The following is a 22,232-nucleotide window of genomic DNA, read 5'->3' on the forward strand; positions in this document are numbered from 1 at the left end:
CTCAATGCGCCCAGCCCCAGAACATGAGCCACCACGCGCTGTCGACCACGGCAAGCGCCGCGCAGAAGCCCGCCAGCGCCAGCGCACGTTGCCACAGACGCGTGCTGTAGCGTCCCGTGACGCGCCACGCGAGCCACGCGCTCCACGCATTGGTGATTACGAGGATTGCAATGCGCACGCTCGAGGCCCAGTCGAGTTGCATGTGCTCGGCGCGCAACAACGAGAGCGTCGTGGCCGACAAGCCGAGGAACACGCCCGCGCCCGCGAGCGGAATGAGCGCCTGCGCAAAGTGATGGAGCCGGCGCATATCGAAACGTCCGACGAATACGGTCGAGAGCGCGAGAGTCGCGAGCAGCACCGTGCCGTAAACGAGCCCCGTCACGACGATATAGCCGACGATCATGGTGCCGTCGAGCCACGAAAACACATCGTTTTGCTCGGGGTAATGCGTGAGCAGGAACCACGGCGCATTGGTGTCGAGCGGCCAGGTGATGTTCTGGTCGATGAGCCAGCCCGCGATCGACTGCTTGAGGTCGACGAACCACCGCGAGGCGGTCCAGTGAAACGCGCCGATCGCAATGCCAAGGAGTCCGTACAGAATAAGTGCGGTGTCCCAGCCGCTCGCCTGCTTGTCGCCGAGCGCCACCACTTCTTCCGAAGGCGAGCGCCACGTGAGCGCGATCGCATCGCGGTGGCCGCTGCAGCGCCCGCACATGTGGCACGCCGCGGCGCCCTTCATGTTGCGCAACGGCACGAGCGGCGCGCAATTCACGGGAATCACGCGTTTGCCGCCATGCTCGCCGTGCGTGTACGAGTTGCGCCACGCGTCTTCATCGACCTTGAAGTGAAACGGCGCGAGACGCGCCAGAAGCGAAAAAACCCCGTTCACGGGGCAGAGATATTTGCACCAGACGCGCTTTTCGCGCCCGTACAGAAAGCCGATCACCATCGCGCCGAGCGTGGAGCCGCCCAGCACGAGCAACACCGCCTTGGGGTACTGATAGACGCTCACCATCTGGCCGTAGATGGTGGTGAGGCCAAACGCCACGAACGGCCAACCGCCCCAGCGCATCCAGTGCGGAATGGACTTGCCGCGCCCGAACTTGCTCGCGAACTCGCTGAGCGCGCCCTCGGGGCACAGCACGCCGCACCACACGCGCCCGAGCAGCACCATCGAGAGCAGCACGAACGGCCACCAGATGCCCCAGAACACGAACTGCGCCGCGAGCGTGAGGTTGTTCCACAGATGCGCCGTATCGCCGGGCAGCGGCATGACGGCGGGCACGAGAATCAGGAACGCATAGACCGCCACAACCACCCACTGCACGGCGCGAATGACCGCACCGTGCCGCTGCATCCATTGGCCCGCCTGAGCGAGCCAGCGCTGCCTCAGCGTCCGCTGGGCCGGGCCTTGGCCCAACGAACAACTCATGCTGCCTTCCTCTTGGTCACGGCGGCGGCACGGCCGTCCGCGCGGCGAGCGAGGAACCACACCACGAGCCAGTACACCGCATAGGCGATCAGGTTCATGAGCGCCGGGTGGGCGCGGTAGCCCGTGAGCGTCGCGACGAGCGAGCCGAAGGTGCCCGAATCGTCGAGGATCGCCGACGAATTCCACACCTGGTCGACGATCGTCGGCAGGACTTCCTTGTCGATGAGCTTGTCCACGCCGGTCTGGAACAGGCCCGCGCCGAGGAACAGCAGCATGATCTCGGTGACGCGGAAGAAGTGGCGCCACGAGAACACCTTGCCGCCCAGTTGCAGCAGGTAGAACGTGAGGAGCGCGAGGCCGAGGCCCAGCAGCACGGCCATGTACTGGCCCGCGTCCACGTGGCCCGACTGGCCAAAGCCGAGGCCGTACAGGAAGATCACCGTCTCGCTGCCCTCGCGCGCGATAGCGAGCGCAACGAGCACCGTGATGCCCCACCAGTTCGCGTCGCGCGTCGTCTGCTCGAGCGACTGCTCCATCTCGCGCTTGAGCGTGCGCCCGTGCTGCTTCATCCACAGCACCATCTGCACGATCAGCACACACGCGACCAGCACCATGCCGGTCTGGAAGTAGTCCTGCGCGTCGCCGGAGAGCACCTCCGTGAAGCCCACGAGCGCCGCGCCCAGCGCGACCGCCGCCAGCACGCCGAGACCCACGCCGGCCCACAAATACGGCAAACCGCGACGCGCATCATCGTCGCCGTTTCTCAGCCACGCATAAAGAATGCCGACGACGAGCAGCGCTTCGACGCTCTCCCGCCAGACGATGAACAAGACCTGACCCATTGATACACCTCCTGCCGCCGGCCGCATTTGAACTGCGGCGCCGGCCACGTTCCCTGCTACGCAACACTCACCTGACGACGCTCATTTGGCGACAATCACGCCCTGCGCCTGCTGATGAAAATCGTCGAAGAATTTGTACTCGCCCGGATCCAGCGGCGCGATCACGACAAACGAGTCCGCGCCTGGCGCAAGCACCTTCTCCTTGCGCAACTGGACGCTCTCGAACTCCGCCGCGCCCTTGCCGGTGTTGCGCACTTCGATCTTGATGCGCTTGCCCGCCGGCACCTCGATGCGCGCGGGGTTGAGCTTGCCGTCGGTCATTTCCAGCTTGAACGTCGGCATATCCTCGGCGTGCGCCAGATTGGCCACGCCCGCGAGCGGCGCGGCAAAAGACGCGCACAGCGCGAGCGTCGCAAAATTCCGGATTCCAGTCATCGGGGTTACCTGCTCCATCGAGTCCAGCGATGTGCCGCGACTAATCGCGACCCGTAACGATTAATAGCCGCCCTTCTTGCCGATGCCCGCGAACGGGAAGTCGTATTCGAGCGTGATGGGCTTGAACCACGGGCCCACGCCGGTTTCCTTGTCGACGTGACGGCCGAACGCCATGTGGCCCGTCTGCATCGGCGCGTCCACGATCAGCTTCAGGTGGTACTTGCCCGGGCCCGCGAGCTTGACGTTATCGCCATAATGCGGGCCGTCGTTCGCGACCATCGGCATCAGGTCGCCCTTTTGCACGTAGCTCGAACCCGGCTTGGTCAACTCGTAGTGAACCTGCAGATACGGCATCCAGTCGCCTTCGGCGAAGCCGGTCGGATTGTTCTTCACCGCGTGAATATCCGACTCCAGGTGGATATCGGACTCCGACGCCTTGCGCATCATGCCCTCCGGCTCCATCGTGATCGGCTGCAGATAGACCGCGCCGATTTCCATGCCGCCCTGGATTTGCTGCTTGCCGATCGGGTATTCGGCCGCCTGGGCCGCGAACGCCGCGCCCGCGGCCGCAATGGCGACAGTGCCGCGCAAGAGAGAATGGATCCGCATCGAAACTCCTGGTGTTCTTATGAGTGACATGACCATCGAACCGTTTCGCACATGTACGCAATAACGATAATGCGAACAATTCTCAATAATGGCCGAGTTTAACACCGAAGTTGATGTGAAACAAAGAGCCGCAAGCGGAAAACTTCACTGCAACAGGGTTTTCGCAACGCTGCCTCAATGCTGCCTCAACGCGGGCTTACGGCACGCGGGCTTACGGCAGCCCGCAGCAAAGGCGCGGCTCGGGATGCTCAGGCCGGATGATCGTCCACATTGGCCCCGAATACGCGCCGGCGCAGCACCGCGAGCTGGTCGCGCGTCTGCGCGGCCTTCTCGAATTCGAGGTTCTTCGCGTAGTCCATCATCTGCTTCTCGAGCTTCTTGATCTCCTTCGCGATCTGCTTTTCATTCATGTCCTCGAACTTCGCGCGCTCCTGCTCCTCGCGCAGCTCGGCGCGCGCCTCGTCCACGTTGTAGACGCCGTCGATGATGTCCTTGATGCGCTTGACCACGCCGCGCGGCACGATGCCGTGCTCTTCGTTGAAGGCGATCTGCTTGGCGCGGCGGCGCTCGGTCTCGTCGATGGCACGGCGCATCGAGTCGGTGATGCGGTCGCCATAGAGAATCGCCTTGCCGTTCACGTTGCGCGCCGCGCGGCCGATCGTCTGGATGAGCGAGCGCTCGGCGCGCAGGAAGCCTTCCTTGTCGGCGTCGAGAATCGCCACGAGCGAGACCTCGGGAATGTCGAGGCCCTCGCGCAACAGGTTGATGCCCACCAGCACGTCGAAGGTGCCCAGACGCAGGTCGCGGATGATCTCCACGCGCTCGACCGTATCGATGTCGCTGTGAAGATAGCGCACCTTCACGCCGTGGTCGGCGAGAAACTCGGTGAGCTGCTCGGCCATGCGCTTGGTGAGCGTGGTCACCAGCACACGCTCGCCTGCAGCCACGCGCTCGTTGATCTCGGCGAGCACATCGTCGACCTGGGTGGCGGCCGGGCGCACTTCGATCACCGGATCGACGAGACCCGTCGGGCGCACCACCTGCTCGGCGATCTGTCCCGTGACTTTTTTCTCGTAGTCGGCGGGCGTGGCCGAGACGAACACGACCTGGCGCATCTTGCGCTCGAACTCGTTGAACTTGAGCGGCCGGTTATCGAGTGCCGAAGGCAGGCGAAAACCGTAGTCGACGAGATTTTCCTTGCGCGCGCGGTCGCCGTTGTACATGCCGTTGAGCTGGCCGATCAGCACGTGCGATTCGTCGAGGAACATCATCGCGTCGGTGGGCAGGTAATCGACGAGCGTGGGCGGCGGCTCGCCGGGCAGCGCGCCCGAAAAATGCCGCGAGTAATTCTCGATGCCCTTGCAGAAGCCCAGTTCCTGGAGCATTTCCAGATCGAAGCGGGTGCGCTGCTCGAGGCGCTGCGCCTCCACGAGCTTGCCTTCCGTGTGGAAGAACTCGAGCCGCTCGCGCAGCTCGGACTTGATCGTCTCGACCGCGCGCAGCACGGTCTCGCGCGGCGTCACGTAGTGCGACGACGGATAAACGGTGAAGCGCGGAATCTTCTGGCGCACGCGGCCCGTGAGCGGGTCGAACAGCTGCAGCGTCTCCACTTCGTCGTCGAAGAGTTCGAGACGCACGGCCATTTCGGCGTGCTCGGCCGGGAAGATGTCGATGGTGTCGCCGCGCACGCGGAAGGTGCCGCGCTGGAAATCCTGCTCGTTGCGCGAGTACTGCATCGCGATCAGGCGCGCGATGACGTCGCGCTGGCCGATGCGATCGCCCTGGCGCAGCGTGAGGATCATCTGGTGGTACTCGGACGGATTGCCGATACCGTAGATCGCCGAGACGGTCGCGACGATCACCACGTCGCGGCGCTCCATCAGGCTCTTGGTGGCCGAGAGCCGCATCTGCTCGATGTGCTCGTTGATCGACGAATCCTTCTCGATGAAGAGATCGCGCTGCGGCACATAGGCTTCCGGCTGGTAGTAGTCGTAGTACGAGACGAAGTACTCGACCGCGTTGCGCGGAAAGAACTCCCGGAACTCCGCGTAAAGCTGCGCGGCGAGCGTCTTGTTGGGCGCAAACACGATGGCCGGGCGGCCGAGGCGTGCGATGGTGTTGGCCATCGTGAAGGTCTTGCCCGAGCCGGTCACGCCAAGCAGGGTCTGAAACGAAAGACCGTCCCCCACCCCTTCGACGAGCGTTTCGATGGCGGTCGGCTGGTCGCCGGCCGGCGGATACGGCTGGTAGAGCTGAAACGGCGAGCCTTCGTACTGAACGAACTTCGACTCGTCGAGCGCGGGCGCGTCGGCGACGGTGTGGTCGGACATGGGTGACATCCTGGGCGCTGAGCAAACAACTATTCTAGCGTCTTGCGCGTTCTTGCCGATGGCCTCGTCAGGGCGGCCGCGACGAGCCATCCGGCGCGCAAGCGTCGGTCGGCATTGAAAAAAATGGCCCCGCCAATGTCGCTGTCGGCGAAAAAACGGCCCGAGGATTCGTTACAATGGCGAGTTGCGTGGCCGGCTGCCCGACGCAACCCGCAACACCCGCAGCGCGCGGCCCACCGAGCTTCTCACTCACTTTTGCCGAACCATCATGTCCCTCTTTTCCGCTGTCGAACTCGCCCCCCGCGACCCGATCCTGGGTCTGAACGAAGCCTATAACGCCGATACGCGCGCGACCAAGGTGAACCTCGGAGTGGGCGTGTACACCAACGAAGAAGGCAAGATTCCGCTGCTGCGCGCAGTGCGCGAAGCGGAAAAGGCCCGCGTCGAAGCCGGTCTGCCGCGCGGCTACCTGCCCATCGAAGGCATTGCCGCCTATGACGCAGCCGTGCAAAAGCTGCTGCTCGGCGACGACTCGCCGCTGATCGCAGCGGGCCGCGTCGTCACGGCGCAGGCGCTGGGCGGCACGGGCGCGCTGAAGATCGGCGCCGACTTCCTGAAGCGCGTGAACCCGAACGCCAAGGTGGCGATCAGCGACCCGAGCTGGGAAAACCACCGCGCGCTGTTCGAAAGCGCCGGTTTCGAAGTGGTCGCCTACCCGTACTACGACGCGCAGACCAACGGCGTGAACTTCGAAGGCATGCTGAACGCGCTCAACAGCTACGCCGCGGGCACCGTCGTCGTGCTGCACGCGTGCTGCCACAACCCGACCGGCGTGGACCTCACGATCGACCAGTGGAAGCAGGTGATCGAGGCCGTGAAGGCGCGCAACCTCGTGCCGTTCCTCGACATCGCTTATCAAGGTTTCGGTGACGGCATCGCCGAAGACGGCGAAGTCGTGCGCCTGTTCGCCGCTTCGGAACTCAACGTGTTCGTCTCGTCGTCGTTCTCGAAGTCGTTCTCGCTGTATGGCGAGCGCGTGGGCGCGCTGTCGATCATCACCAACAGCAAGGAAGAGTCGGCGCGCGTGCTCTCGCAACTCAAGCGCGTGATCCGCACGAACTATTCGAACCCGCCGACGCACGGCGGCTCGGTGGTTGCAGCGGTGCTCGGCTCGGCCGAACTGCGCGCGATGTGGGAAACCGAGCTGGGCGAAATGCGCAACCGCATTCGCGCGATGCGCACGGGCCTTGTCGAGCGCCTCGCGGCAGCGGGCGTGGACCGCGACTTCAACTTCATCAACGTGCAGCGCGGCATGTTCTCGTACTCGGGCCTGACCGCGGCGCAAGTCGATCGCCTGCGCGAAGAATTCGGCATCTACGCCGTGAGCACGGGCCGCATCTGCGTGGCCGCGCTGAACACGCGCAACCTCGACGCCGTGGCTAACGCCATCGTGCAAGTGCTGAAGTAAGGCAATACAGGCACAACCCGGGCGCAGCCCAGGCACAAAGAAAAGCGCCCGTTCGAAAGAGCGGGCGCTTTTTGTTTTCTGGCGCGCGCCGTTTGCTAGCCGCCGTGCTCCCCATTGCCGGGCCCGCGGCTGTCGCGGTGAATGTCGTGCGTGACAAAGCCGGAGTCGTTGTCGGGCTTGTCGAGCCAGTCCGGCTGCGAGAGCGACGCGCGAATGTCCTCCAGACCGCTCGCCCAGTGCTCGCGCATCGTCGAGACGCCGAACTGGAAGTCCTTGAAGTGGCCTTCGTACTCCTTCTGCCGGTAGATCAGGTGGATCACGTTGTACTTTTTCGAGCACGAAAGCTCGTCGGCCAGCTTGACCCACGCGTCGTCCCGATGCTCGGGCGCGACGCGATTGAGCACCTCGCGCAACACGTGCCGGTAACGCTGTGCACGCTGGAGCATGTCGGTCACGAGACGCGTGCGGCTCGAGTACTGAATGTCCTTCACGCGGCCCTGAACGTCGGCGATGCTGTCGGGCACCGGCCCGCGCGCGCTCCAGAGATCCACCTGGAACGCGAGCGTGTCGCGCCGGGGCGAAGTCTGGATCACCTCGTAGAGCGGCGTATTCGACATCAGCCCGCCGTCCCAGTAATACTCGCCGTCGATCTCCACCGCCGCGAAACCCGGCGGCAACGCCCCCGAGGCGATGAAGTGCTCGGACCGCAGCTTCGTGGTGGTGTTGTCGAAGTAGACGAAGTTGCCGCTCGCCACGTTCACGGCCCCGACCGACACGCGAGTCTCGCGTGAATTTATGCGATCGAAGTCGCACAGGCGTTCGAGCGTGGCCTTGAGCGGCTTCGTATCGTAATAGCTCGCCTTCTCCGGATGCCCGGACGCCTGCGGCAGCGGCGGCGGAACGCGCGGCACGAAAAAGCCCTTCTGGCCTTCGACCACCGCGCTCGCCGCCTGCATGGCCGTGAAGGTCTTGCGGATGGCCTCGCCCGAGTTGAACAAAGCGTGCTCGATGAAGGCCGGCAACGGCGGCGTGTAGGCCGGCTGGCAGATCGTCTCCCAGAACTCGCGCAGGCGCGCCACGCGATGCTCGGGCGCATTGCCCGCGATCAGCGCCGTGTTGAGCGCGCCGATCGAGATGCCCGCGATCCAGTTGGGCGTGATGCCGGCCTCGACGAGACCTTCGAATACGCCCGCCTGATAGGCCCCCAGCGCGCCGCCGCCTTGCAGCGTAAGCGCAACGGTCTCCCACTGCGCGCAAGCGCTTGCGCACTTCGAGGCAAACGGCTGCGGGCACGCGGCTGACGACGGCGCAGGCTTTGCGCGCGCCCGCGAGCCCGGCTCCTTATCGGATCGCACATCGGATTGCACATCGGAGCGCAACCCGGTTCCGCTGCGCGCGCCCTCATCTCCAACTGCGCCCGATTCGATCCGCCCTTTCTTGCGCTGCGCCATGGCCGGCTCTCCGCGTTATTGCATGAACCAGCCGTGGCTCACCACGAACGACTGGCCGGTGAAGGCCGCACTCGGAAACGCAGAGAGGAACAACACCGTTTGCGCCACGTCCTCGACCGTCGTGAAGATGCCATCGACGGTGCCGCCCAGCATCACGCGCTTGACCACTTCTTCCTCGGAAATGCCCAGCTCCTTCGCCTGCTCGGGAATCTGCTTTTCCACCAGCGGCGTGCGCACGAAGCCCGGACACACCACATGCGAGCGCACGTTGTGCTTGCCGCCTTCCTTCGCGAGCACGCGCGCGAGACCCAGCAGCGCATGCTTGGCCGCCACATACGCCGACTTGAGCGGAGAAGCCTCGTGCGAATGCACCGAGCCCATATAAATCACGACGCCGCCGCGGTCGTCCTTGTACATGTGCTTGAGCACGGCCTTGGTGGTAAGGAACGCGCCATCCACATGAATGGCCTGCATCTTCTTCCAGTCGGAGAACGCGTAGTTTTCGATGGGGTTCACGATCTGGATGCCGGCGTTCGAAACGAGGATGTCGACCGGGCCAAGCTCGGCCGCCACGCGGTCGATGCCCTGGTTCACGGCCTCTTCGCTCGTGACGTCCATGGCCACGCCGATGGCCTTGCCGCCCGCGCCCTTGATCTCCTCGGCCACGGCGTCGGCGCCGCTCTGGTTGAGGTCGGCGATGGCGACTGCCGCGCCCGCCTGCGCGAGCGTGAGCGCAATCTGCTTGCCGATGCCGCTGGCCGCGCCAGTAACCACCGCAACCTTGCCATCGAGCTTCGTATTCAGAGTGAGAGACGACATCGAGCACCTCCAGGTAGTAGACGAGATGAGACTCCAGCGCACGCATGCCGTCAAACCTGTCGAATGGCTTAAGGATTTGCCTACGCCATTCGGCCGGATGTTGCGCCGCAGCCAACCGCGCTATTGTGCATGAAGCCGCGCACCGCGCACGTCGATCCCGACAATGTCGGCGCGCCGCGAGTGCTCAGCACACCCGCACGGATCATGCTAAGTTGGCCGCTCTACAAGGAGGCGTTCATGAACTATCGGCGACTGGGCCGCTCGGGCCTGCAAGTCAGCGAACTGTCCATCGGCTCGTGGGTCACCTACGGCAATCAGGTCGATCGCAATCTCGCACGCGAATCGCTTGCTGCAGCGCGCGACGCGGGCGTCAACTTCTTCGACAATGCCGAGGCCTACGCGGGCGGCAAATCGGAGGAAATCATGGGTCAGGCGCTCAAGGAACTCGCCTGGCCGCGCGTGAGCTACGTGGTGTCCACCAAGTTCTTCTGGGGCTTGAACGAGGCGCCCAACCAGTATCACACGCTCAACCGCAAGTACCTCATGAACGCCATCGACGGCTCGCTCAAGCGGCTGCAGCTCGATTACGTCGACCTGGTGTTCTGCCACCGCCCCGATCCGAACACGCCCATCGAGGAAACCGTCTGGGCCATGAGCGACATGATCTCGCGCGGCAAGGCGCTCTATTGGGGCACCTCGGAGTGGAGCGCCGACGAAATTCGCGCCGCGTGGGACATCGCGGACCGGCATCACCTTCACAAGCCCGTCATGGAGCAGCCGCAGTACAACCTGTTCCACCGCCGCCGCGTGGAAAGCGAATACCGGCGGCTCTATGAAGACATCGGCCTCGGCCTCACCACGTGGAGCCCGCTCGCCTCAGGCATGCTCACGGGCAAATACCGGGGCGGCGTACCCGCCGGCAGCCGCGCCCTGTTGCAGGGCTACGACTGGCTGCGCAAGGAAGTCACCGACGCCGACAAGAACGAGATCGTCGGCCGGCTCGCGGGCTTCGCGAAGGAGCTGGACTGCACGGTGGGTCAGCTTGCGCTCGCGTGGATTCTCAAGAATCCGCACGTGAGTACGGTGATTACCGGTGCGTCCCGCGTCGAGCAAATCGGCGAAAACATGCTGGCGCGTGAAGTGGCGCAGAAGATCACGCCCGAGGTGAAGGAGAAGATCGAAGCGATAGTCGGCGACAGCTACGATTGAGGCGCGCTGCGCGCATGGCGATCGGCACGATACGCCGTGCCAAAGCGCCGGCGTGGTACCGCGGTTGTACAATACGCGACCTCGTCGGCGCGCCCGCATGCATTACCGGGCCGCGCGCGCACTTGCCTGCATTTTTTCGATCCCCACCGACCTCGCGTCCGCCCCATCATGCTGAGCTACCGTCACGCCTTCCACGCCGGCAATCATGCCGATGTCCTCAAGCACGCCGTCGTCGTGCAACTGCTGCAATACCTCGGCAAGAAGGACAAGGCGTACTGGTACATCGACACCCATGCGGGCGCGGGCGCCTATGCGCTGCGCGAAGGCTACGCCACGAAGAACGCCGAGTTCGACACCGGTATCGGCAAGCTCTGGGGCCGCACCGATCTGCCGGCGATGCTGGCCGAGTATGTCGATGAAGTCGCGGCGCTCAATCCCGACGGCGAACTGCGCTTCTATCCCGGCTCACCCTATCTCGCCTGGCGGCTGATGCGCGAACAGGACCGCATGCGCCTGTTCGAGCTGCACAGCACGGAGATCGACGTGCTGCGCCACCGCTTTCGCGATGCAGGCCGCCGCGTGATGATCCACGCGGGCGATGGCTTCGACGGCATCAAGGCGCTGCTGCCCCCGCCGCCACGCCGCGCGCTCGTGCTGATCGACCCGTCGTTCGAGGACAAGCGCGACTACGCACGCACCATCGCGTGTGTGGAGGAAGGGCTTCAACGCTTTGCCACCGGCACTTACGCGGTCTGGTATCCACAGGTCACGCGGCCGGAGTCGCAGCGCTTTCCCGAGCAACTGAAGCGCATCCAGGAAAAGAACTGGCTGCACGTCACGCTGTCGGTCAGCCGTCCGCCTGAAGACGGTTTCGGCCTGTACGGCAGCGGCATGTTCATCCTGAATCCGCCCTACACGCTCGCGGCCACGCTCAAGGAAACCATGCCGTGGCTGGTCAAGGCGCTCGGCATGGACGAGGGTGCGCAATTCAAGATCGAATCGCGCGGCGACTGAAATTCACGCGCCCCGCACGGCACTGGCTGCGCGGCGCTGCCCGATGCGCGCCGGCATCATTGCGGCGCGGGTCTTGGCATAGGCCGAGGCGGCCGTCCTCTGCCACCCGGCACCTCCACATAGGGCGCGACGATGATCGGCACCTGCGAGCCGTCCGCCCCCGTCCCGTTCAGTGTGGGCAACGACGGGGTCTGCACCATCGGCTGAGACGAAAGCGGCGCGTTCTGCAGCACCACGCCCGACTGGCCATCGCTGATGCCTTGCTGCGTATCCAGAATCAATGGCTTGCCGGCTGCGAGCGCGCCGGCACTCATCAGCCCTGTCGCCAGAACGGCGCTCGCCATGAGCGCGTGGCTCGTCCACCTGCGACCAGAACGATTTGACTTCATGAACATCCCCCGATCAATGCGCGGCTGGTTCTATACAAGACGCTATATCGGCCCTTCGCAAAAAGACTTTACCTTGCCACTGCGGCAAGGTTCAGTCTGCATCGCGTGAGCACCGGGGGATACCGAAGCGGGTCCAGAAATGACAAAACCCCGCCAGATGCGGGGCTTGTGGCAGTGCGGAATTCTGCTGACTGCTTAGCGCGTGTAGCCGTGCATTTCGATCAAACGGATGCGCTGCTCGAGTTGCACGAGGTCGGCGGACGTCGAGAGATACGCTTCGCGGCGACGGCGCTCTGCAGTTTCAAACCAGTTGCTCAGCTTTTCAAGAAGGTATGCAAACATGATGTGTTCTCCAAGGATCGGTGTATCCCCGGTGGATTTGCATCAGGGATTACCCTCGTAAGGGATAACCCGCATTATAACGATTGCAACCGGCTTTGCTAGTGAATTGATCGAATACGGTGCATTCCATTCTGGAATGGTGCATCCGGGGAATTTGTGCAACATCCTGTTTTATCGACTAATTTCCCACAACCCCGGCAAACCCTCGCGCATCATGCGACGAAATGCACCCGAATTGTGCAATGCATCGCGAAAGTTGCGACAATTTGCCAACGAGGTTGCACCTTCGGGCCTCGATTCGGGCCTCGATTCGGGCCTCGATTCGGGCCTCGATTCGGGCCTCGATTCGCTCCCCGTTCGACTTGCCGGCAGGTTCAAGCCGTGGCGTCGGGCGCCACCGGTTCCGCGGCGGCAAGCCGCTCGATGATCGGGCAGTCCGGCCGCTCGTCGCCGTGGCAATGGGCCGCCAGATGCTTGAGCGTATCGCGCATCTGCGTGAGTTCGGCAATACGCTGGTCGAGTTCGGACACATGTTCGAGCGCGATTGCCTTGACCTCGGCGCTCGCGCGCGAGCGGTCATGCCAGAGCGCGAGCAGGCGGCGGATATCTTCGACGAGAAAACCCAGACGCCGCGCCTGGCGGATGAAGCGCAGGGCGTGCACCTCTTCCATGCCGTAGACGCGGTAGCCAGACTCAGTGCGCCCCTTCGGCGCGAGCAGCCCAACGCTCTCGTAGTAGCGGATCATTTTTGCCGTGACGCCCGATGCGCGCGCCGCTTCGCCGATGTTCATGCTGCGCCCCTGAATTTTCGATGATTCGATGCTACACCTTCCCACGATGGGAAGGTGTAGCATCCTCGCAGCCTTGTCACTAGCAAAGTCCGTCACTGGCAAAATCCGTCCATGGCCCTATTTGCTCCTCTATCCGTTCTCTTTAAGAAGGAAACCATCATGATCCAGTTCAACGTCGAAGGCATGAGCTGCCAACACTGCGTCGGCGCCGTCACGCGCGCGATCCACGAACACGATGCCGCCGCGAAGGTCGAGATCGATCTGGCCACGGGCCGTGTGAGCGTCGAGTCGAAGCAAAGCGCCGAGGTGCTCAAGGCCGCCATCGACGAGGCGGGCTACACCGTCACGGGCACGGCCGGCGCGTGATGCGAGGCGCGCCATGTTCAAGGTTGCCGTAGCAGGGGCTTCCGGGCTGCTCGGGCGCGCGCTCGTGCGCGAGCTTGCAGCGGGGACGGACTGGCAGGTCGTGTCCACCGCATTCAGCCGCGTGGGCGCGGGGCAAGTGGCGCTCGACGTGCGTGACGCTCGCGCGGTCGACGCATTCGTCGCCGAAGAGGCGCCCGACGCCATCGTGATTGCCGCCGCCGAGCGCCGCCCCGATGTGTGCGAGCACGATCCGGCGGCAGCGCGCGCACTCAATGTCGATGCCGTGCGCAGCATTGCGTCGGCCGCGCGGCGGCGCGGCGCGTGGGTGCTGTCGATCTCCACCGACTACGTGTTCGACGGGGCACACCCGCCCTATCGCCCCGATGCGGAGCCGAATCCGCTCAACGCCTATGGCCGCAGCAAGCTCGAAGGCGAGCGCGCGCTGCTCGACACCGCCGACGACGCGCTCGTGCTGCGTTTGCCGCTGCTGTACGGCCCGATCGTCGACTGGCAGGAATCGGCGGTCACGAGCCTCGTACCGGCGATTCGCGCTTCTGCGCAGGCTGGCGCCGCGCCCGCCGTGATGGACGCCTGGGCCACTCGCTATCCGACCTTCACGCCCGACGTCGCGTTCGTGATTCGCGAGTTGCTCACGCGCTGCGCGGACGGCAGCGCGGTGCGCGGCATCGCGCAATGGTCCGGCGACGAGCCGATGACCAAATACGACATCGCGCAGCGCATCGCGCGCGCGCTGGGCATCGAGGCGCAGCTCGTCGCGCAGACAGCGGCCATGGACGCGACGCCGCGTCCGCGCGACTGCCACCTCGACTCGGGGCGGCTCGAAGCGCTGGGGATCGGCCGGCGCACGCCCTTCGACGCGGGCATTCGCGCGGTGCTCGACGCTTTCGTGCGCAATCCGGTGCGCAATCCGGCGCGCGACCTTGGCCAAGCCCGGTAAGCGCCGGGCGGTCCGCAATCGTCGGGCGGGCACCCCGTGTCATGCCCGGCGCTCTTCCCCTTCAATGAAAATCGCGGCTCTGGGTGGCGAGCCGCCCGAGCAATCGGCTGTGATCCTCCAGCCGGTGCGCGACCAGATGCACGACCTCGCCCTCGCGCTGCACGACGCCCGCCACCGCCAGCAACGACGCCCCGAGCAGCTCCCTGCGCTGCGACTCCACGAGCGTCGCGTGCACGATCACGTTGACCGAGCCGGTTTCGTCCTCGAGCGAGACGAAGATCGTGCCGTTCGCCGTGCCGGGCCGCTGCCGCACCGTGACGATGCCACACACGCGCGCGAGCATGCCGTGACGGCACTGCGCCAGTTGCGCCGCGCTGCGAAAGCGCTGCTTAGCCAGCCCCGGCCGCAGCAGTTCGAGCGGATGACGGTTGAGCGTGAGGCGCAGGCTCGCGTAATCGGCGACGATCTCCGCACCCTCCGAAGCGCGCGGCAAGGCGAGCCGCGCTTCGGCCACGGGCGCATCGCGCAGTAGCGCGGGCACCGCGTGCTGCGCGGTCACGGCCCACCACGCCTCGCGCCGATGCCCCGCAATGCTCGCAAGCGCATTGGCCGCCGCGAGCGCCTCGAGCTCCCGACGCGTGAGCGCGGCGCGGCGCGCGAGATCGTCGACGTCGACGAACGGCGCACGCGCACGCGCGGCCATCACGCGCTGCGCGGCATCCTCCGAAAACCCCTTGATGAGGCTGAAGCCCAGGCGCACCGCCGGGCCTCTGCGCCCGTAATGCCGGGGTGGCAGCGCAAGATCCGCGCGCACGATGCGCCTGAGACCGTGCATGAACGGGCGGCGCCGTTTTCGCCTGCCATCACGGCCGTGCACACCGTCATGCTCCCGGCCACGCCCGCCTCCATTTCCCGCGCCTGCGCCTGCCGCGCCCATCGCGTCCTTGTGCACGAGCGCGGCGGCACTCAACAACGCGCGATAATGCGCCACCTCGACACAGCGGGCGGATGCACCATCGGCACCAAGCCGCACGCCCGGCTGGTCGCGCACCTCCAGCACGGACGCCCAGTCGCTCAGCGCAATATCGGGCGCGCGCACCTGCACGCCGTGACGCTTCGCATCCTGCACGAGCTGAGACGGCGAATAGAACCCAAGCGGCTGACTATTCAGCAGTCCGACCAGAAACGCGGCGGGCTCGTAGCGTTTGAGCCATGAACTCGTGTAGACGAGCAGTGCAAAGCTCGCCGCGTGGCTCTCCGGAAAACCGTAGTCGCCGAAGCCCTCAATCTGCTTGCAGATGCGCTCGGCAAATTCCTCCGTATAGCCCTTCGCCTTCATCCGGCGCTTGAGGTCGTCCTGATACGGCCGCAGATCGCCGTCGCGCCGCCACGCGGCCATCGCGCGGCGCAGCTTGTCGGCTTCCTCGCCGGTGTAGCCGGCGGCGACCATCGCGAGATGCATTACCTGCTCCTGGAAAATCGGCACGCCCAGCGTGCGCGCGAGCACCGGGCGCAGATCCTCCTTCGCGTACTCGACCTTTTCGTCGCCATGCCTGCGCTTCAGATACGGATGCACCATGTCGCCCTGTATCGGCCCGGGCCGCACGATCGCCACCTGGATCACGAGGTCGTAATACTCGCGCGGCCGCAAACGCGGCAGCATGCTCTGCTGCGCGCGCGACTCGATCTGAAACACGCCGACGGTGTCCGCGTGACAGCACATCTCGTAGACCGCCCGATCCTCGGACGGAATGTCTTGCACACGAAACTCCGGCAGCCCGCGCCGCAACGCGACGCATTCGAGCGAGCGCCGGATCGCCGAAAGCATGCCGAGCGCGAGCACGTCCACCTTCAGCAGACGCAGCGCATCGATATCGTCCTTGTCCCATTCGATCACATAGCGGTCCTTCATCGCCGCGTTCTCGATGGGCACGAGACGCGAGAGCTTGTCCTTCGCGATCACGAAGCCGCCCACGTGCTGCGAGAGATGGCGCGGAAAGCCGCGCAGCTCGCGCGTGAGACGAATCAGTTGCTGCGTGACGTGCGAGTCGGGCGAGAAGCCCGCTTCCTCCAGATGGCTCGCGATCGAATCGGGCCCGTCCCACCACTGATGCGCGCCCGAGAGCTTTTCGAGGAGCGCGTTGTCGAGACCGAGCGCCCTGCCCACGTCGCGCAGCGCGCTGCGCGAACGGTACGTGATGAGCGTTGCGGCCAGCGCGGCGCGGCGTGTGCCGTACTTGCGATAGATGTACTGAATGACCTCTTCGCGCCGCTGATGCTCGAAGTCGACGTCGATGTCGGGCGGCTCGTTGCGAGCTCGGGACAAAAAGCGCGCGACGAGCATGTTCATGCGCACCGGATCGATCTCCGTGATGCCGAGGCAGTAGCAGACCACCGAGTTCGCCGCCGAGCCGCGCCCCTGGCACAGAATGTTCTGCGAGCGTGCAAAGCGGACGATGTCGTGCACCGTGAGAAAGTATTTTTCGTACTTCAGCTCGGTAATCAGCTTGAGCTCTTCCCCGATCTGCTTGCTGCGCTTCTCGTTCAGACCGTCGGACCAGCGTTCGGCGGCGCCTTTCATCACGAGCTTTTCGAGCCATGAGGCGGGCGTCTCGCCCGCAGGCACGAGCTCCTCGGGATACTCGTAGGCCAGCTCGCTCAGGCAAAACGTGCAGCGGCGCGCGACTTCGAGCGTCGCATCGAGCGCATCGCGCGGATACAGCGCGCCGAGCCGCACGCGCGAGCGCAGATGACGTTCGGCATTCGGTTCCAGCGCGCGGCCGCACGACGCGAGCGGCTTGCCGATGCGCACCGCGCTCAGCGTGTCCTGCAATGGCTTGCGCGAGCGCGCGTGCATCAGCACACCGCCCGCCGCCACGAGCGGCAAGCCGCTTTCCTGCGAGACGTGGCGCAGCACTTCGATCTGCGTGTCGTCGCCCCCCGTTTGCCAGAGTTCGAGCGCGAGCCATGCGCGCTCGGCCGCGAAGCCCGCGAGCCAGTGCGCGGCGCGCAGCGTCTGCGCGAGCGTGGCCGCTCGCTGCGGCACGAGCAGCAACACGCAGTCGCGCAGATGCTTCAGATGCGCGAAGTCCGGCTCGGGATCGGTGAAGTCGGACGGATGCACGCGGTAGTGGCCTTTTTCCGCGCGCGAGCGCGCGAGCGTGATCAGCTCGCACAGGTTGCCGTAGCCCTCGCGATTCATCGCGATTGCAACGAGCGTGCAGAACGGCGCGCCGTTTTCATCGACGAGATTCAGCTCGCTGCCGATCAGCAGATGCAGCGACGGCACGAACGGGCCAGGCGCCGGCACGGCACCGGCCGCCGCGGCATTGTCATGCGCCTTTTTGCGCGCTTCGTCGTATTCGTTGAGCGCGCTATACGCACGCACGATGCCGGCGAACGAGCACTCGTCGGTAATCGCAAGCGCGCGATAGCCGTGACGGATAGCCTGCTCGACCAGTTCGCCCGGGCGCGACGCGCCGCGCAGGAACGTGAAGTTGCTCAGGCAGTGCAGCTCCGCATAATCGGGCAGCGCCGGCCCCTGCGAAGAAAGTTGTGCAGGCAACGATGCGCCCGCTCCACGGTTCGACATGATGCGGAAGATGAAACGGCGTTAGCCAAAAAGCCCTTGCAGATACCACTGCCCGCCAATGCGCTCGCGGTACAGCCAGAACATGCGCCCCTGGTCGTCGGCGGCGACGTAGTAGTCGCGCCCGACGCCCTCGCCGTTCCACCAGCCCGCCTCGATGCGCTCGGTGCGCGTGAGCGTCTTGAGCGGGCGCCGATAAACCGGCCGGTCTCCGCGCATCGCGAGCTTGAGCGGCTTTTCGAGCAGCCATGCCGGGCGTGGCTGCGACGGCAGCGGCACCTCGGGCAGATCGAAGGCCGTCTGCACGGGCACGGCTTCTTGCTGCGCGTCGGAGCGAGCCTCCGACTTGCGTGAATCGCGCGGCTTGCGCGCGGTCCGGCGCGCAGGCGCACCGCGGCTCGTCCGCCAGGTTCGCGCCGACATCGCCAGCTCGGGCCGATGATCGTCCTCGACGAACAACTGCAGCACGTTCTGCTCGCCGATGCGCGCGCCAATGCGCTCGAACAGTTGCGAGAGCGACGCGTCCGACGCCTCGGGTGAGGGAAACAGCGTGTCGGTGGGCGGTGCATAAGCGCTCACCTGATCGGCGACGAGCGCAAGGCCGATCACGGGCGCGGTCAGCGCGGTCTGATTGAGCTTCTCGCGCAACAGCCATAGCAGATGCTCGGCATCGCGCGAAGGCGCGGCCCACGATAGCGCAAGGCTCGACGTGCGCGGCGCGTGGCGCGACGCCAGCTCGTGCTCGAGACGCAGCTCGAAGCCGCTCAACGCGCCATGCTGGACGGCCAGCCAGCCGGCCAGCTGCATCACGAGACGACGCGCGGCAAACAGCAGCGCCTCGGCGCTCTCCACGCGCGCCTGCAATTCGAGCGAAGCATGAAACGAGGGCGGCGCCGCGAACCAGGCACGCGGATCGGGCGCCTCGCCGCGCGCCTGCGCGAGCCAGGCGAGCACGCCGTCGCCAAAGCGCCGCACGACGCCATCGCGCGGCAGCCGTCGCAAATCGCCGAGCGTCGCGCAGCCGATCTGCGTGAGCGCCTGCTCGTGCTGCGCGGCGAACGGCGCGAGCGCGACCGGCAACGCGTCGAGCGCGCGCACGAGCGTGGCCTCCTTGAGCACGCGAAAGCGCCGCGCCGCATGCGCCCCGGCGCTCGCGCGCGCCTGTGCGAGCACCCACGCGCCCCAGGCGGTGGGCGCGCAGGCGATGCGCGCGGCGTGGCCGCAACTGGCCACCGTGGCCGCCACCTTGGTCAGCAACGCGCGCACGCCACCAAAAAGACGCAATCCGGACCCGACTTCGAGCAGGAGCGTATGCGACTGCGCGAGCGACACCTTCGGCGTGTAGACGAGCAGCGCAAGCGCGAGCGCCTCGAACGCACGCGTCTCACGCGCCGCATCGGGCTCGAGCAGCACGAGCCCCGGCGCGAGCGCAAGCGCATGAGCGCGCGTGCTTCCCGGCTGCACGCCGAGGCGCAACGCATCGAGATCGGCCATCAGGATGCGCGCGTGATCGGCGAGCACACAGCAGCGCTGCCCCGTAGCCTCGTCAGGTCGACTGGCCCGCAGTGACTCCAGTGCTGGCGACGTGAGTGACATGAGCGGCACGGGCGGCCTCACGGCCTCCAGCGGCAACAACGGCAAGGTGACGGCGATCCACAACATGATTGATCCCGGGCCACGGCGCGGCCGGCCATGCGCCCGGCTGGGGCAGCACCGACTCCTGCAGCGGCAAAGTGATGACGAGTGGCTGGGCGGGCGGCGGCCCGCGGCGCTTGAAAATATCGACGGACACAGCGGTGAGCTGCATCCGTTCACGGCGGTTCAGGCGCGCATCCTCGGGCGGCGGCACCGGTGTGCAGACCATGCGCAGCGGCGCCGGCGAGGACTGGCTGCGCGCAGCGGGCGGACGCATCAGAAACGCCAGCGACTGCGAGTCCTGCGCGGCGACCTGCAAACGCCTCAGGGCATCGGCGCGCGCCTTCGGCTGCCAGAGCAGCACGGCGCCAATGCCATCCTGCTTGAGCGCCTGCTCGACGGCCCACGGCGCCTCGCTCTCGCTCGCGCGCACCCAGATCAGACGCTCGAGCGCGATTCCCCACGCCTTGAGTGCGCACGCGTAAGGCCGCCACGGCGGCGCGACGAGCAGCACGTACCGTCCCGCCCGAGCAGTGAGCGTGCGCAGCACGGGCGCGACGAGCCGCATCTCGCCGATGCCGCCCTGCTCGACGAGCAGCTCGGTCAGGCTGCCCGCAGGCCAACCCGCACCGGGCAACTGGGCGTCGAGCGCGGCATGACCGCTCGCCACCGTGCGCTCGCCCACGTGCGCGAGCTGATTGCCCTGCCAGACCCGGCTTTGCAGCCCGGGCGGCAGGTGCGTTGCCGCAAACTGGAGTGCTGCCATGATTGCGCTCTGGAAAAAGGGAATAGAACGCCCTGCCCAATCCGAAACGGGGCATCACAGGATTGCCGGCACGGCATGAAAGCCTCGTCGGAACCTGTATATTTATACAGTATTTGGCGGGGTTGGGGAAGCGGATGCGTTCCTCCCCTCAAACTTCGATCTGTCTTGCAGCAGCGCAGGTTGCGCACCGTTGGCTGGAGCCCCCTCGCAAAACCCGCATGATTAAATCCCTCCCGTTCGATGCCGCCTGCATCTCGCCCGGCATCGCCTCATGAAAGCGACGATATTTTCGAAAAATTCCTCCTCAAAAGTAATTACACAATCACAAGCAATGTTTACCAGGCATAAAAATAAATCCGCGTAGAAATAATCTTATTTATTGATTCCACGATATTTGACAGAGTCTCCATGGCCGCTTTCATTTAACGAAGAAATTTCGCTTTTTCAGGAAATCGATGTGATCAGAAGACAAAAAGAGATGCACAGATTTACGCGATCAAGTCGCAAATAACCCGAAATGTAAACATTAATGGAGTGCTAATTTTTAATCATCACGAAAATCCCGTTGATACTCCACGATGACAACAAGCATCAGCACAATCAGAGAACTAATACACGCACGCGTCGCCGGCATTGTCACCAAAGACGAGTCGCTGAGCGAACTCATCAAGGTCTGTCAGTATGCGCAGTCCGGCAGCAAAATCGCCGTCTCCGATATGGTCGCACGCAGGCTTTCGGTATCCGCCCCACCCGCAGAGATCAAGCACAAATTTGCGCTTTCGCGCAAGGAACGCGAAATCGTCCAGTTAATCGCACGCGGCATGTCACTCACCGAAATTGCCCGCCGCTCCGGCCGCACGACTTCCACAATCGGCACTCAGAAAATGGCGGCGATGCGCAAACTGCACCTGACTTCCAACGCGGAGCTGATTCAGTACGCAATGCTTCACGGGCTGACCAGTTCTTGAGACACCCGCGCCGCGCCCGCGCAAAAAGAAAAAGGGCTTAGCACATGCATGCTAAGCCCTTGAATATCGTGGTCGGAGCGATAGGATTCGAACCTACGACCCTCTGATCCCAAATCAGATGCGCTACCAGGCTGCGCTACGCTCCGACGAATCGCTGATTATATCGCCCTCTTCCAGAGATCGTCAAACCCACATCGCTCAAGGCAGATACCTTGCCGCCGCCTCACCCCGCGTGCACCATGCAGGAAACCCGCGTGGAAAACGACCTCTACACACGCCCCTCTTCCAAGGGAACCGCCAAATGAACCTCATCCTCTGGCGCCATGCCGAAGCCGAAGACATCGCCGCGAGCGATCTCGCCCGCCAGCTCACCACGCGCGGGCGCAAGCAGGCGCAGAACGTCGCGCGCTGGCTGCGCGCGCGCCTGCCCGATGACGCGGTGATCCTCGCGAGCCCCGCCGCGCGCACGATACAAACCGCCGAAGCGCTCACCGATCAGTACCGCGTCGTGCGCGAGATTGCACCGAACGCCAGCGTCGACGCCGTGCTCGCGGCCGCCGGCTGGCCGGAAGGCATCGCCTCCACGGTCGTCGTGATCGGCCATCAGCCGACGCTCGGCGAAGTGGCCGCACGCCTCTTGTCGAACGAAAACACCCGCCGCAGTTGGGCGATGAAAAAAGCCGGCGTCTTCTGGATCAAAAGCCGCGAGCGCAACGGCGACGGCGAAGCGGTCCTGTTCGCCGCCATCACGCCCGACCTCGTCTAGCGCCGTGCGGCACGGGCGTCATCCCCTGCCTTTCCCAGCGTGGCCTTACAGCG

General features: G+C 65.1%; 20 protein-coding genes and 1 tRNA gene. 7 read left to right on the forward strand and 14 right to left on the reverse strand.

The annotated features are described in order from the left end of the window. Position 1: 1 nt before the first annotated feature. The 5 genes from P5W98_RS09475 to uvrB form a co-directional block, all read right to left on the reverse strand. The gene (locus P5W98_RS09475) at positions 2–1,432 is read right to left on the reverse strand and encodes a 4Fe-4S binding protein (protein WP_421024317.1); all 1,431 of its coding nucleotides are present in this window, start codon (positions 1,430–1,432) and stop codon (positions 2–4) included. After that, positions 1,429–2,274, reverse strand: coding sequence for an FTR1 family iron permease (locus P5W98_RS09480; RefSeq protein ID WP_421024318.1), 846 nt, complete (start codon positions 2,272–2,274; stop codon positions 1,429–1,431). Before P5W98_RS09480 ends, P5W98_RS09475 begins: the two co-directional genes overlap by 4 nt. Before the next feature lie 81 nt (positions 2,275–2,355). After that, entirely contained in the window at positions 2,356–2,709 is a 354-nt protein-coding gene (locus P5W98_RS09485) for a cupredoxin domain-containing protein (RefSeq protein ID WP_421024319.1), read from the reverse strand. A gap of 60 nt (positions 2,710–2,769) precedes the next feature. Beyond that, positions 2,770–3,318 (reverse strand): iron transporter, encoded by a 549-nt coding sequence (locus tag P5W98_RS09490; RefSeq protein WP_421024320.1) that lies wholly within the window; start codon positions 3,316–3,318, stop codon positions 2,770–2,772. Positions 3,319–3,566: 248 nt separating this feature from the next. Further along, positions 3,567–5,648 (reverse strand): excinuclease ABC subunit UvrB, encoded by a 2,082-nt coding sequence (uvrB, locus tag P5W98_RS09495; protein ID WP_421024321.1) that lies wholly within the window; start codon positions 5,646–5,648, stop codon positions 3,567–3,569. A 268-nt stretch (positions 5,649–5,916) separates the two neighbouring features. Here uvrB and P5W98_RS09500 point away from each other — a divergent pair, with 268 nt between their 5' ends. Beyond that, on the forward strand, positions 5,917–7,116 hold the full coding sequence (locus tag P5W98_RS09500) for an amino acid aminotransferase (RefSeq protein WP_421024322.1): 1,200 nt from the start codon (positions 5,917–5,919) through the stop codon (positions 7,114–7,116). A 95-nt stretch (positions 7,117–7,211) separates the two neighbouring features. On the opposite strand, the gene P5W98_RS09505 is transcribed toward P5W98_RS09500, so the two are convergent. Beyond that, entirely contained in the window at positions 7,212–8,567 is a 1,356-nt protein-coding gene (locus tag P5W98_RS09505; RefSeq protein WP_421024323.1) for a DUF3734 domain-containing protein, read from the reverse strand. 15 nt (positions 8,568–8,582) lie between these two features. After that, complete coding sequence (locus P5W98_RS09510; RefSeq protein ID WP_129562382.1) at positions 8,583–9,386, reverse strand: 3-hydroxybutyrate dehydrogenase; 804 nt, start codon at positions 9,384–9,386, stop codon at positions 8,583–8,585. 237 nt (positions 9,387–9,623) lie between these two features. Between P5W98_RS09510 and P5W98_RS09515 the strand changes: the two genes are divergently transcribed. Both P5W98_RS09515 and P5W98_RS09520 read left to right on the forward strand, forming a co-directional pair. Further along, positions 9,624–10,595: a potassium channel beta subunit family protein gene (locus tag P5W98_RS09515; protein ID WP_421025235.1), complete on the forward strand. Its 972-nt coding sequence runs from the start codon at positions 9,624–9,626 to the stop codon at positions 10,593–10,595. 168 nt (positions 10,596–10,763) lie between these two features. Further along, on the forward strand, positions 10,764–11,609 hold the full coding sequence (locus P5W98_RS09520) for a 23S rRNA (adenine(2030)-N(6))-methyltransferase RlmJ (RefSeq protein ID WP_421024324.1): 846 nt from the start codon (positions 10,764–10,766) through the stop codon (positions 11,607–11,609). A 56-nt stretch (positions 11,610–11,665) separates the two neighbouring features. Here the strand turns inward: P5W98_RS09520 and P5W98_RS09525 are convergent, their stop codons facing one another. The 3 genes from P5W98_RS09525 to cueR all read right to left on the reverse strand — a co-directional run bounded on the left by P5W98_RS09525 (position 11,666) and on the right by cueR (position 13,131). After that, a complete protein-coding gene (locus P5W98_RS09525; protein WP_421024325.1) occupies positions 11,666–11,953 on the reverse strand; it encodes a hypothetical protein in 288 nt (95 codons plus the stop codon). Positions 11,954–12,193: 240 nt separating this feature from the next. Continuing rightward, positions 12,194–12,340, reverse strand: a complete 147-nt coding sequence (locus P5W98_RS09530) for a DUF3563 family protein (RefSeq protein WP_129562385.1) — start codon at positions 12,338–12,340, stop codon at positions 12,194–12,196. A gap of 374 nt (positions 12,341–12,714) precedes the next feature. Further along, entirely contained in the window at positions 12,715–13,131 is a 417-nt protein-coding gene (gene cueR, locus P5W98_RS09535; protein WP_421024326.1) for a Cu(I)-responsive transcriptional regulator, read from the reverse strand. A 159-nt stretch (positions 13,132–13,290) separates the two neighbouring features. Between cueR and P5W98_RS09540 the strand changes: the two genes are divergently transcribed. Then, complete coding sequence (locus P5W98_RS09540) at positions 13,291–13,497, forward strand: heavy-metal-associated domain-containing protein (RefSeq protein WP_421024327.1); 207 nt, start codon at positions 13,291–13,293, stop codon at positions 13,495–13,497. A 13-nt stretch (positions 13,498–13,510) separates the two neighbouring features. Continuing rightward, a complete protein-coding gene (locus P5W98_RS09545; RefSeq protein WP_421024328.1) occupies positions 13,511–14,455 on the forward strand; it encodes a dTDP-4-dehydrorhamnose reductase family protein in 945 nt (314 codons plus the stop codon). Between the two features lie 61 nt (positions 14,456–14,516). On the opposite strand, the gene P5W98_RS09550 is transcribed toward P5W98_RS09545, so the two are convergent. From P5W98_RS09550 to imuA, 3 genes are read right to left on the reverse strand one after another with little or no spacing between them, the layout of a single operon-like run. Further along, the gene (locus P5W98_RS09550; RefSeq protein ID WP_421024329.1) at positions 14,517–18,047 is read right to left on the reverse strand and encodes an error-prone DNA polymerase; all 3,531 of its coding nucleotides are present in this window, start codon (positions 18,045–18,047) and stop codon (positions 14,517–14,519) included. A gap of 21 nt (positions 18,048–18,068) precedes the next feature. Further along, positions 18,069–19,706 carry a Y-family DNA polymerase gene (locus P5W98_RS09555; RefSeq protein ID WP_421024330.1) on the reverse strand — a complete coding sequence of 546 codons (1,638 nt, stop codon included), beginning with the start codon at positions 19,704–19,706 and terminating at the stop codon, positions 18,069–18,071. Then, a complete protein-coding gene (imuA, locus tag P5W98_RS09560) occupies positions 19,591–20,445 on the reverse strand; it encodes a translesion DNA synthesis-associated protein ImuA (protein WP_421024331.1) in 855 nt (284 codons plus the stop codon). The genes P5W98_RS09555 and imuA overlap by 116 nt, the downstream gene beginning before the upstream one ends. A 578-nt stretch (positions 20,446–21,023) precedes the next feature. On the opposite strand from imuA, the gene P5W98_RS09565 reads away from it, so the two are divergent. Next, the gene (locus tag P5W98_RS09565; RefSeq protein WP_421024332.1) at positions 21,024–21,413 is read left to right on the forward strand and encodes a response regulator transcription factor; all 390 of its coding nucleotides are present in this window, start codon (positions 21,024–21,026) and stop codon (positions 21,411–21,413) included. 69 nt (positions 21,414–21,482) lie between these two features. Here the strand turns inward: P5W98_RS09565 and P5W98_RS09570 are convergent. Continuing rightward, positions 21,483–21,559 (reverse strand) — tRNA-Pro (locus P5W98_RS09570). 155 nt (positions 21,560–21,714) lie between these two features. On the opposite strand from P5W98_RS09570, the gene sixA reads away from it, so the two are divergent. Continuing rightward, complete coding sequence (sixA, locus tag P5W98_RS09575) at positions 21,715–22,179, forward strand: phosphohistidine phosphatase SixA (protein ID WP_421024333.1); 465 nt, start codon at positions 21,715–21,717, stop codon at positions 22,177–22,179. Positions 22,180–22,232 lie beyond the last annotated feature (53 nt).

The sequence above is a fragment of the Paraburkholderia sp. A1BS-2L genome, assembly GCF_051125205.1.
In the GTDB taxonomy this organism is placed as follows: Bacteria; Pseudomonadota; Gammaproteobacteria; order Burkholderiales; family Burkholderiaceae; genus Paraburkholderia.